This window comes from Streptomyces vulcanius (genome assembly GCF_042653945.1).
GTDB lineage: Bacteria > Actinomycetota > Actinomycetes > Streptomycetales > Streptomycetaceae > Streptomyces > Streptomyces mangrovi.
The window spans coordinates 214,546-225,093 of record NZ_JBHSFK010000017.1; the positions used below are offsets into that span (position 1 = coordinate 214,546).

Genomic DNA, 10,548 nt, shown 5'->3' on the forward strand with positions numbered 1-10,548 from the left:
GCTCCAAGGTCATGCGCCGCTACCGCGAGGAAGACGGACGGATGCAGGGGTCAGTGCTCGGTGAGGTCCCGGACGTCCCAGCCCGCGTCGATCATCACCTCCGCGTACCGCTTGCCGCGGTCGCGTTGGGCGGCGAGCACCAGCAGGTGGGTAGGGCGCGTCGCCCCGACGAAGACAAGCTGCACAGCGGCCTGGACACTCTTCAGCTCCCGCTGCGGGTCGCTCCCCTCCGCGACCATGCGGAGCGCCTCGGTCACGTCGAACTTCTTGCCGTTCTTCTCAAGGCACTCCAGGATCAGCGTCGCCGCATGGGTCTCGCCCTTCGCGCTCTGAATGGTCCCGGGTACGGCCCGCACCGCCGGCACTGCGGCGGAGCTCTTGGGGACGCCGCCCGCTGCTGTGGCCGCCTCGGCCGCGGGGGTGAACTCCAGGCCGACGGCCTTCAGCGGTCGGTCGGCGAGCAGCTTCATCTGGACGGTGAGCTGCTCGGTGATCATGCCCCAGCCCGCCTCGTCGAACGCGGCTGCGTGGAAGAGGAGTTCGCGCAGCAGGATCCGCACCCTGCCGCCGGGGGTCGCCGCAGACCTCTCGAGGCGGCCCAGCGCCGGTAGCCCTTCGCCGGTCAGGGGCGTGAAGGACGCGCGCAGGGCGTTCCACAACTCGGTGGCCGCTTCGTGGCTGTCCGCGCCGGACCTCCACTGGGTCCCTGCCGCGCGGGCCGCGTCGATCAGGGCGCGGTGTGCCGTCGGGCGGTCGGGCGGGGTGTAGCCGGGCACGTAGCAGGAGATCGACTGCGGGTAGGCCTGGGAGCCTCCCCGGCCCTGCCGCGCGCCCAGCACACGCGGCGGACGCCTGAGGAGGACGTCCTCGGGGACGATTACGGCGGCCATGCGTTCGAAGGTCGGCACGACGTCGGTCGCTGTGGCCTCGTCGAACAGCAAGACCGCCACCTGGCCGTCGGGACCGGCTCCGTGGATTTGCTGGGGGCGCCGGACGGCCAGGTGGCTGGCCACTGCTGCGATCTGCGGTCCGAAGCGGCGGCTGACTGGCAGCTCCGCGGCGCCGGGCAGCGGGAACACCGAGGCGGGTCCGCGCAGGGCGCCGGCGTCACTGTAGATGCCCTGGTTGGTGTCGCCTACCCGCTGCACCACGGTGGGCGAGGAGGCGAAGACGAGGTCCAGCAGTTCGTGTTGGGTGGTGCTGGTGTCCTGCATCTCGTCGAGGAGAACGAATGGGAAGCGCGCGGAGACGGCCGGGACGATGCCGGGGTGCTCGGTGAGGTACTGCTGGGCGATGGCGTACATGTCCTGGTAGCGGAAGACGCCTTGATGGGCCAGAGTCCACTTGAGGCTGGACAGCTGCTTGCCGCTGGTTGTCTCGGCGCGGAAGGGGGGTTCCCTGGTCGCGCCGGTGACCACGAGTTCGCCGTCCTTGTAGGTGAACGTCGCCCCGGTGACGATGCCGGTGCCGTCGCGCTGGCGTTCCACGTAGCTGCGCAGGGTGGAATAGTCAGGGCGTTGCAGGAGCCGGATTGCTGCGGTCTCGAAAGCCGCGTCGTCGACGGACCGGACCTCGACGCCCTTGGCCCGCACGGCCGGCAGCGCGAGGAAGGTGTGCACGAAGGACTGGATGGTGCCGATGAAATGCGGGTAGCGCAGCAGGCGCCGCCCCGCAGCAAGGGAGGCCACCCGGTCGGCGATCTCGTTCTTAGCCGTGTTGGTGTGGGACAACACGCAGACCCCGCGCGTCACGGAGGTCCATGCCTCGGCCATGAGCGAAAGCTTGAGTCCGATCAACGTGGTCTTGCCCGACCCCGGGGCGGCCTGGAGGTCCTGTGTGGTCTCGCTCTGCAAGAAGTCCCACTGCTCGGCATCAAGCGGATCGAGTCCGAGGAGCTTCACCATGGCCTCCACTTTGTGCGTGGCGAAGGCATCGGCCAGGTAGGTGCCGGTCACGGGGCCACCTCGCCGCACAGGTACTTGAAGGCGTGGACCAGATAGGGCGGGACGTCGCTCTGCGTCAGCGGGGTGGAGGCGAGGAGCTGCGCGGCGAACTGTGCGGTGATCGACTTGCTGGTGTTGAGCTTGAGTGGTCTGTAGATCTTCAGTGCAGCCTGTTCCAGAGTGAGGCCCTGGCCTTCCCACTCGTCGATATCCCTGTCGGCCCGAGCGATGACCTGCTCGGTCTTGGCGGCGTCCGGCCAGGACCGTTCTGCAACGGATGCGAGCTTGACCGCCCGGTGCATCAGCCTGGCCATGGCCCAGGAGGTGACGGCGAGGTCGTACTCGAGCGTCCACCGGTTCGACACGAAGGTCTTCACCGGCCCGTCGTCGCCGCTGGCGAGGTCCGCGACGTGCGCGGCGATCTCCTGCTCCGTCATCTCGTCCCAGCACTTCAAGCCGCCGCGCATCTCCTCCGAGGTGCCGACGGGGACGAGGTCGCGGTCGCGGATACAGGCAACGGGGACGGGGATCTGCTCGCCGGAGCGCTGGAAGACGCGGCTGTACCGGAACAGGCCGACGTGGCCGACGTTGACCACGCTGACGCCGTGCTCGTTGAAGGGCATTCCCAGGACGGCGGCGAGAGCGGGCAGGAAGATTGCCTCGGCGTCGCCCTCGACCATCGCCAGGCCCCGGGCGAAGAACATGTTGGCCTTGGTGACGTCCAGGAACCGGGTCAGGAACGCGTAGTCCTCGCCGGTCAGGCGCGTGATCCCGCGCCGCAGCGGGAAGGTGCGGCCCCGGACGACGAGGGTCAGGCACTCGACGGACGTCGACGCGGCGAGGTTGGGGCTGTGGGTGGTGAGGATGACCTGGACCGGGGCCCTGCCGCCTTCCTGCGGCCCCTGGGCCCTGTCGCGGAGCAGGTCCATGATCCGGGTCTGGAGCTGGGGATGGAGGTGTGCCTCGGGCTCCTCGATCAGCAGCAGGGGTGCCAGTTCGCTCTTGCCCAGCAGGAGGAGCTCCGCGGCCATGAACAAGGCATTGTTGTAGCCGAGCCCGCGGCGCGTCCACTCGTCGGACTCAGCGAAAAGGTTCAGTTCGAGCCGTTCCAGCGCGCGGGCCAGCGTCGCGTCGGTGGCGACGCTGATCTTGGCGCGCAGGACGTCGTCGCCGATGGCAAACCGCTGCAGGTAAGCCGAGTTGATGTCCTGGCTCACCTCAGATACGGCACTGTTGTCGCGGATGTCGTGCTCGGCGCGGCGCAGGATCCCCACCAGAGTGGACGGAGGGGTGTCGCCCTCGGGGTCGTAATCATTGATGCCCTGGTCCTTCATCTCCGGGTAGCCGGCGAGGATCTGGGACAGCCGTGATCCGCGGCCCGAGCGCAGTTCCGCCTCCGCATCGCGAAGGGGGCGCAGGTAGGTGGCACGCAGGAGTTCGCGTGCGGCGCCGTCCAGGGCGGGGCCGTTACCGTCCGGTCCGGTCCGGGTGATGACCGAGACCCGGTTCCGGTCCATCCGTTGGGCCTTGAACGTCACGCAAAGCCAGGCGGCGCCGCCGCGGTCGTGGGTGAGCAGTTCCAGGAAGACCGCCTGCTCCTCGGTCGACAGGGCCGTGAACCCGCACACAATGGTGAAGGTCTCCGCCCGCCCGTCCTTCCCAAGGTGGAAGTCGTCCTGAGAGACCCGGTAGTAGTCCGTCGCCGCGGTCTGCAGGCACAGCCGGATCGCATCGATGATCGCCGTCTTCCCGCTGTCGTTCTCGCCGACGAGCACGTTCGTCCCGGCCGTGAACGACAGGTCAAGCGACGCGTCCGTCTCGCCCTCGCTCTGGGCCGCAGCTCCGAAGACCCGGAAGTTCTCGACCCGAAGATGCGCCAAGTACACAAATTCCCCCGCCGACGGGGCCGCGGCGCCCTCTTCTCCGGGAAGGAGTCCCCCCGGGCTGCGCGGCCCGTGATCGATATTTTCGAGATCCTATGCTCTCCGGGGTCGCCGCCCGGGGGAATCCGGCAGATTACGGGAGACAGGGGCCCCGGGCGCCTCGTCGGCCCGGACAGGCGAATACCGCGCTGCCACAGCAGGTGCCAGTACTTGTCGTGGTCGTAGCCACGGTCGGCCAGCAGGGCATCGGGGCTGCGACGGGGCCGGCCGACAGCGCCTGCCACGGCCGGAACCCTGTCCACCAGAGGCAGTAACTGCGTGACATCGTTGCGGCTTCCGCCGGTCATCGACACCGCGAGCGGGATGCCCTGGGCGTCGGTGATGACGTGGTGCTTGCTGCCCGGCCGTGCACGGTCGACCGGGCTTGGACCGCTTTGGGCCCCTGCGAGCGGCCCACACATGGGCGGAATCGAATACCGCCCGCGACCAGTCCAGCTTCTTCGCCGCCCGCAACCTCTCCAGCAACAGCAGATGCAGCTGGTCCCACACGCCGACCTCGTTCCACGCAGCCAGGCGCCACCAGCAGGTCATGCCCGAGCCGAAGCCCAGCCCCCTGGGGCAGATAGTCCCCACTGGATGCCCGCGTGTGCGCTCAGGTCAGCGCAGGCCGTCTGTGTCGTCGTGCTCTTCGCCCACTGGGAGTCGCCGACGGTCGTCCCCGGGGTCCTCGCTGTAGGTAACCGCGGAGGATGCTTCTAGAGAGTTGAGCCTGAGCTGCTCTTCTGACGGAGCGCCAATCGGGTAGGAGGGCCGGTCACCCGGCTCTCCTACCCGATTGACACGTCGGCGTCCCGCCATGGACATCTTCGAGTCCTTGCGGTGTCCCTGAGGAGACGTTTTGCTGCCACCGGCCGGACGCGACAACTCCGTTGATCGCCGAAACCCCCCAGCAGGACACCGATGAGATCCGTCAACGCACCAGGCGGGACACGCATCGGCCTCCACCAAGCCCCTTGACGGCCTCACACGAGTACGCCCAGTCCCCGACGCGGAACAGCGGCGCGGGAGCGGTCAGCCGGTTCGCCACCAGTACCTCGATCACCTGGCCGTGCGTCAGGTCCGCCCCCGAATCCGGTGGCCGCAGCCCGTCGACGATCCCCGCGACGTCCAGCCGACGCAGAAAGTCGAGCCCCTGCGACCTGGGCATTCGGCTTGATCAGTAGAATCTGAACACTGTTCTACGACGCCACGGAAACTACCTGCTCAGAGCGCGTTTTTTGAGATCAACAAGCGACGATTTCTCACAATCACTCACGACCGCTCGGTATGTTCGCCGTGAAAGCCGCCCCATGCTGACGCTGCGGCACGCATGTCCTCAACATCAACGTGGACGTACTTCCGCTTGGTGAACGCTGCGTTCGTGTGTCCGGCCCATGCGGCGAGGATGTGGTCCGGCACCCCGTTGTTCGCGAGGTACGACAGACAGCTGTGCCGAGCGTCGTACAGCCGGACCTGCCGCATCTCCAGCTCGCGCATCAGCCGGTACGCGTGCTCGCGCAGATGTCGGATGTTCCGCACCATCCCCAGCTGATCGACGACGACATAGGGCGAGTCGGTGTACCCCTCCCCCGCCGCCAGCTTCTCTCGCGCCTGGCGCGCCCGGAACTTCTTCAGCGCGTCCAGCACGGGACCAGGCAGCGGCAGGACGCGTTCGCCGGCCGCAGTCTTGGCGTCCTTCTCCAGCACCTGGACGTTGCCGATCATTGTGCGGGTGTTGACCATCTCCAGAGTGGCCAGCTTCAGATCGAGATCGGTCCATCGCAGGCCGGCCACCTCGGCCGGCCGGAAGCCCATCAGGCTCAGGAGTAGCGGCGCATAGAGACGGTCTCGCTCGATACCAGCGATGAACCGCTGCACCTCGGCGACGGACCAGGGCTTTACTGTGGGCCGCTCACGCTTGTCGGTCTTCCTGTCGGCAAGGCTGATCCGCACCGACTGGGCCGGGCTCTCGGCAATCAGCTTCCGCGTGACTGCCCGCTTCAGCGCCTCCCGCAGGCGGGTGAGTATGCCCTCGGCAGTGGAGACGGCGAGCCGCGTACCGGCCTCGCCGCCCTTTCGGCGGCCCTTGGCCACGATGTCGTCGATGCACGCGGTCACGTGCTCTTCGGTGAGTTCCTGCAGCCTGATGTAGCCGATGCGGTCGTACACGTGGACCAGGGCAAGGCGGTACGTGCGGATCGTCGTCTCCTCGACATCCCGCTTCTTCATCTCCAACCACTGGTCCAGCCACTCCCCCAGCGTGATTTCACTGGGGAGGATGAGCGTCCCATTCTTCCGCTGGTGCTGGATGCGGTCCCGTTCGCCCTCGACGTCCTTCTTCCGGTCCCTTGTGATGGTGATCTGGATCCGCTTGCCGTTCTCGTCACGGCCGGCGTCCACCACCGTGCGGTAACGGGTCTTGCCGTTCTGCAGTGTGATCTTTTTGATCTTGGCCATAACCCTCCCCCAATCAAATTACGAAGCGTTGCGGGGACCGCTGGTGACGGCCGACACCGCTTCACTCACTCCTGTCCGTCCGCATCGTCGGCAGAACGGGAACGCTCCGCTTCACGCTCGGCTTTCCGACTCTCCCATTGGAGAGTTGCGCGGTTGTGCTCGGCCTGCCGTTAGCGCGTGAACCACGCGACCGAGACGGCACGCTGACGCTCTGGAGACATGGAGCCGAAGCCTGCTGCGAGCATGGCAAGATTCTCCGGGGGGTGTCGTAGCCCTCGGGAAAGAACCGACCGAACTCCTCCGACGTCAGGTCGCGCAGCAGCTGGCCAGGCTCGGCACCAGCTCGACCCTTAACGCTCGGGGCGAGCAAGCCTGCCTTGCGAGCGCGCGAGATCCACGACTTCGCTGTCTCCTCCGGCCGTTCGAACTCCGCGCCCATGCAGGTCGCGGCCGATGTCCACCACCGCACGGTAACGAGTGCGGCCCTTCGCGTCCGGCGGGAGCTTCTTGTATCGCTCTATACTGCTTCATACCGCTATATGCAGCAGTGTGTCGCTACTTGCACCCGCATGGTGTGATGCGCCGCCCTACGTTGACAGCATGGGTGGTCAAGAGCCGGTAGTGGATCCGTCGCGGCCGCTGTAGTGTACGTGCAGATCGCCGACCACATCGCGGGCCTGATCACGGGCGGGAAGCTGAAGCCGGGCGCCAGGCTGGAGGGCGAGGGGGAACTCGCCGAGCAGCTGGGTGTGGCGATCGGTACGGTGCGGCGGGCCCTTGAGGAACTACCAGGGCGCGACCTTGTCCTCACGCTGCCCGCGAAGGGGACGTACATCGCCGAGCCGCCGGCCGAGAACTCGTAGCCCAGTGTCAGACCCCGCCCCTAGACTCGGATCATGCCTCCCACTCCCCTGCCCGCGGGTCCGCCGCAGTCTGCTGCAGAGCTGAACGAGGCGATCCGTGCCCTGTGGCCACACCCGGACGCGCGACTCACGGACGAGCAGCGCGAGGAGTATCGGCGCCTGCTCGCAAAGTTGGACCAGGTCGAGCGCGGTGAGATGACGACCGCGGCATAGGATCGCCGTCTGTGGCACACACTTTCGGAGATCTCGTGACCCTTGAGCAAGCCGCTGTCGACGCGCACGCGGCGCTCGACACCGCCGACGACTACGCCGCCGCGTGGAAGACCTGGCTGGACGCCGCAGCCGCCTTCCAGGGCGCCGTCACCGAGCACGCGAAGGACGAGAGCATGCCGCGAGTGGACGTGGAGATGGCCGTGAAGAAGGCCGTTCGGCAGCCGACGCCCACCGAGGCCTGAGAGCAACACGCCCCGCCCGGTGCATCACGCCGGACGGGGCGACCAGTCATACAGAAACCCGACTTGCTCGAAAGACAGCGTCGGAGCCTTCAGGCTATTTGCCGCCACTGACAACGCCGGGGCGCGTCGACAGGCGGTACTCCCCCGCAGCTGGCAGCGCCCGCATCAACGACTCCGCCAGCGCGGCGCCAGCCGCCTGCGTCACGGCCGTAAGACCGTCGAACAGCTTCCACTCCAACGGCGTGACCGGGCGCAGCGAGGCTGCGGGAATCGGCGGCGTCTCATCGTCGTGGCGGGTCAACTGCCGCAGGGCGCGGTCGGTGTTCGGGTACGGGCGGTGCGACATGGAGCCCCCTCTCATCGATCCCAGGATGGCAGAGGTCACGGCACCTCGGGCCAGGTCGTCAACGTCTCGCCCGCGACTTCGTCGATGAGGGTGATACGAGCGCCGGGCAAGTTGCCGTACTCGCCGATCCAGCGCGTGAACTTCGCCCGCGCGGTCGCCTCTCGCGCCCACCAGCCGTGCTGTACCGGGCGGCCGGCGGAGGCGAGCAGGAGGTGGTAGCGGTCGGATTGCATGCCCCCAGGGTGGCAGAGTCGCCCGGCCACCCTAGAATCGAACACATGTCCGAACTTTCGCCCGCTGAGCGCCTCGCCAAACTCCGTACCCTCGAGGAGTGGCTGGCCTGGCAGCTCGATCAGACCCGCCGGAAGATCGGCGATGTCGAGCGGCGGCTGCAGCAGGAGGAGCAGGGCGGTTACATCTCCGAGCAGGCAATCCACAACGACCACCCCGCCGGCGTCACCATCCACCGCGCCGACTGCACCATGATCGAACGGCCCGTCACCAGCCTCACCGCCGAGAAAGCCTGCTGGTCGCTCAGCAACGACAAGAGCTTCTTCCACCCCTGCCAGTTTTGCGCGCCCGGCAAGGCGCTCGGGCTGGACGGCTGAGGGCAGCCGTAGGGCGGCCACCTCAGGCGCTGCGCGGCTTCCGCTGGGACGCCTTCTTGGCCGGCGTCTTCTTCGCGGCCGCCTTCTTGCTGGTCTTCGCCGGCTCGGTGTCCTCGCCGCGGGCGGCCTTCGCCTTCTGCACGGATTCGTTCAGTGCGGCCATGAGGTCGAGCACCTCCCCCGGTCGTTCCGGCTCGGGCACCTCGGGGAGTTCGCGGTCTTCTCGCTTCGCCTCGATGATCTTCGCCATGGCGTCGGTGTAGCGGTCCTCGAACTCTGGCCCCTCAAGGTCGTCGCGGGCCATCGTCTCCATCAGGGCGACCGCGCCCTCGATCTCGTCGCCAGAGACCTCGGTCGGCGGTGGAAGCAGCTCGGCGGGGTCACGAATCTCGTCCGGCCAGCGCATCGCATGGAGAACGATCGCATCACCGCGGACCCGAAGCAGGCCGAGCCGCTCCCGCCCAGACCATGCGTACTTCGCGACGGCCACCTTCGACGACCTCTCCAGCGCCTGCCGAAGCAGCTTGTACGGCTTCGCCGCGACCTGGCCATCCGGGGCGAGGTAGTAGCCCTCCGCGATGCGGATCGGGTCGATGGACTCCAGCGGTACGAACGCCTCGATCTCGATCGCCTTCGCCGTCGGCAGTGGCAGGTCCCGCAGTTCCTCGTCCGTGATGGGGATGACTTGCGTCTTCGACAGTTCGTAGCCCTTGCCGATCTCCGCGTTCGATACTTCGCGGTCCTCCAGCTCGCACACCTTGCGGGTGCGCACGCGGCCCATGTCTTCCAGGTGGTACTGGTGGAATCGGATCGAATGATCTTCAGTGGCCGATTGGACGTTGCAAGGCACGGTGACCAGGCCGAACGAGATGGCGCCTGACCAGATGGTTCGAGGCATGGCGAGACCTCCGCGACGGCCCCGAGCACTATCAGGCTACGCGCCAACCACCTTCCCCACATATGCGCACAAAAGCTATGAATAGGTGCGCCCGATGTGAGGAACACGGTCACCACACCCCCTCACGAATGGAGCAGTCCGTGATCATCAAAGGCATGCACGACATGGGCATCCGCAGCGAACACGCCTACATGGCAGCCCTCGCCAGCATCGGCCTCTCCGTCGCCGCCTGGGCAGGCAGCCTCACAATGGAACCCGGCACCGGACTCGCCCGCGCCGACCGGTGGGGGATCTTCGTCGGCCAGTGGGCGCCCACCTTCTTCGGCCTCGGCGTCGCCCTCTCCCACTACGAGCAGCAAGACGGCACGCTCACCGCCACCGTCCACGAGCTCCGGGAGCAGAAGAAGGCTGGCTGACACAATGCGAGCGCCCGCCCCAACGTCTGGGCGGGCAGCCGCATGGCCTCCCGTGGGGAGCCGGGAGGAGCGGCGGGCCCCGCCGCCGGGTGGACGACGGCAGGGCCCGAAAGGGGAACCTCACCCAGGGGATGGATCGGTGCCCGCCCGCACACGATGCACCACAAACCAGCCACCAGGGAAGACGACGGCCGAAACTATCCACTGTCAGTGGCAGCAGCCAGAATGCCGCCATGACCACCACCATGCAGAACTACGGACTCACCTGGACCGACCCCACCGGCACACCCCACGCCTCCGCCGTCGCATACGACCAACCCAGCGCCAAACAGCAGAAGACGACGCTCGAGGCCGCCGGCTGCACCAGCGTGGAGATCGTCGCCGTCAAGCCGGGGCAACTCCCCGACCCCCAGGGCTAAGACGACGTCTCATTTGGCGAGTCACCGGTAGCAAATGAGGGTGCAGGCGATAGCGGTGAAGGCCAGGAAGTGTTCAGCCTTGCGCTCGTAGCGGCGGTGGAGCCGACGGCAGCCGGCGAGCCAGGCCATGGTGCGCTCGATCGTCCAGCGGTGGCGGCCCAGTCGCGTGGAAGATTCGATGCCCTTGCGTGCGATGCGGTGGGTGATGCCGCGCTTGCGCA

The 10,548-nt window shown here is 67.5% G+C and carries 14 protein-coding genes and 1 pseudogene; 6 read left to right on the top strand and 9 right to left on the bottom strand.

Features of this window, described 5'->3' with window-relative positions:
• Nucleotides 1-50: 50 nt before the first annotated feature.
• From ACFPIH_RS26100 to ACFPIH_RS26120, 5 genes and pseudogenes are all read right to left on the bottom strand, one after another.
• Entirely contained in the window at nucleotides 51-1,955 is a 1,905-nt protein-coding gene (locus tag ACFPIH_RS26100; RefSeq protein WP_381167380.1) for a UvrD-helicase domain-containing protein, read from the bottom strand.
• Nucleotides 1,952-3,823, bottom strand: coding sequence for an ATP-dependent nuclease (locus ACFPIH_RS26105; protein ID WP_381167382.1), 1,872 nt, complete (start codon nucleotides 3,821-3,823; stop codon nucleotides 1,952-1,954). Before ACFPIH_RS26105 ends, ACFPIH_RS26100 begins: the two co-directional genes overlap by 4 nt.
• A 182-nt stretch (nucleotides 3,824-4,005) precedes the next feature.
• A pseudogene (locus ACFPIH_RS26110) lies at nucleotides 4,006-4,444 on the bottom strand (transposase); the annotation flags it as partial.
• A gap of 352 nt (nucleotides 4,445-4,796) precedes the next feature.
• On the bottom strand, nucleotides 4,797-5,033 hold the full coding sequence (locus tag ACFPIH_RS26115) for a hypothetical protein (protein WP_381167384.1): 237 nt from the start codon (nucleotides 5,031-5,033) through the stop codon (nucleotides 4,797-4,799).
• A gap of 104 nt (nucleotides 5,034-5,137) precedes the next feature.
• Entirely contained in the window at nucleotides 5,138-6,322 is a 1,185-nt protein-coding gene (locus ACFPIH_RS26120; protein ID WP_381167386.1) for a site-specific integrase, read from the bottom strand.
• A gap of 650 nt (nucleotides 6,323-6,972) precedes the next feature.
• Between ACFPIH_RS26120 and ACFPIH_RS26125 the strand changes: the two genes are divergently transcribed.
• The 3 genes from ACFPIH_RS26125 to ACFPIH_RS26135 are packed head-to-tail and all read left to right on the top strand — an operon-like array spanning nucleotide 6,973 to nucleotide 7,640.
• A complete protein-coding gene (locus ACFPIH_RS26125; protein ID WP_381167388.1) occupies nucleotides 6,973-7,185 on the top strand; it encodes a GntR family transcriptional regulator in 213 nt (70 codons plus the stop codon).
• 33 nt (nucleotides 7,186-7,218) lie between these two features.
• Nucleotides 7,219-7,398 carry a hypothetical protein gene (locus ACFPIH_RS26130; RefSeq protein WP_381167390.1) on the top strand — a complete coding sequence of 60 codons (180 nt, stop codon included), beginning with the start codon at nucleotides 7,219-7,221 and terminating at the stop codon, nucleotides 7,396-7,398.
• A gap of 35 nt (nucleotides 7,399-7,433) precedes the next feature.
• Nucleotides 7,434-7,640 carry a hypothetical protein gene (locus tag ACFPIH_RS26135; RefSeq protein WP_381167392.1) on the top strand — a complete coding sequence of 69 codons (207 nt, stop codon included), beginning with the start codon at nucleotides 7,434-7,436 and terminating at the stop codon, nucleotides 7,638-7,640.
• 94 nt (nucleotides 7,641-7,734) lie between these two features.
• On the opposite strand, the gene ACFPIH_RS26140 is transcribed toward ACFPIH_RS26135, so the two are convergent.
• Complete coding sequence (locus tag ACFPIH_RS26140; protein ID WP_381167394.1) at nucleotides 7,735-7,986, bottom strand: hypothetical protein; 252 nt, start codon at nucleotides 7,984-7,986, stop codon at nucleotides 7,735-7,737.
• 35 nt (nucleotides 7,987-8,021) lie between these two features.
• Nucleotides 8,022-8,219 carry a hypothetical protein gene (locus ACFPIH_RS26145; RefSeq protein WP_381167396.1) on the bottom strand — a complete coding sequence of 66 codons (198 nt, stop codon included), beginning with the start codon at nucleotides 8,217-8,219 and terminating at the stop codon, nucleotides 8,022-8,024.
• 45 nt (nucleotides 8,220-8,264) lie between these two features.
• Here ACFPIH_RS26145 and ACFPIH_RS26150 point away from each other — a divergent pair, with 45 nt between their 5' ends.
• Complete coding sequence (locus tag ACFPIH_RS26150; RefSeq protein WP_381167398.1) at nucleotides 8,265-8,594, top strand: DUF6233 domain-containing protein; 330 nt, start codon at nucleotides 8,265-8,267, stop codon at nucleotides 8,592-8,594.
• Nucleotides 8,595-8,616: 22 nt separating this feature from the next.
• On the opposite strand, the gene ku is transcribed toward ACFPIH_RS26150, so the two are convergent.
• Nucleotides 8,617-9,492, bottom strand: coding sequence for a non-homologous end joining protein Ku (ku, locus tag ACFPIH_RS26155; protein WP_381167400.1), 876 nt, complete (start codon nucleotides 9,490-9,492; stop codon nucleotides 8,617-8,619).
• Nucleotides 9,493-9,632: 140 nt separating this feature from the next.
• Here ku and ACFPIH_RS26160 point away from each other — a divergent pair, with 140 nt between their 5' ends.
• Together ACFPIH_RS26160 and ACFPIH_RS26165 are read left to right on the top strand one after the other, a co-directional pair.
• Nucleotides 9,633-9,908 carry a hypothetical protein gene (locus ACFPIH_RS26160; protein WP_381167402.1) on the top strand — a complete coding sequence of 92 codons (276 nt, stop codon included), beginning with the start codon at nucleotides 9,633-9,635 and terminating at the stop codon, nucleotides 9,906-9,908.
• Between the two features lie 233 nt (nucleotides 9,909-10,141).
• Nucleotides 10,142-10,327 carry a hypothetical protein gene (locus ACFPIH_RS26165; protein ID WP_381167404.1) on the top strand — a complete coding sequence of 62 codons (186 nt, stop codon included), beginning with the start codon at nucleotides 10,142-10,144 and terminating at the stop codon, nucleotides 10,325-10,327.
• A 21-nt stretch (nucleotides 10,328-10,348) separates the two neighbouring features.
• On the opposite strand, the gene ACFPIH_RS26170 is transcribed toward ACFPIH_RS26165, so the two are convergent.
• A partial coding sequence (locus ACFPIH_RS26170; RefSeq protein WP_385877577.1) for a transposase occupies nucleotides 10,349-10,548 on the bottom strand: 200 nt, incomplete at its 5' end.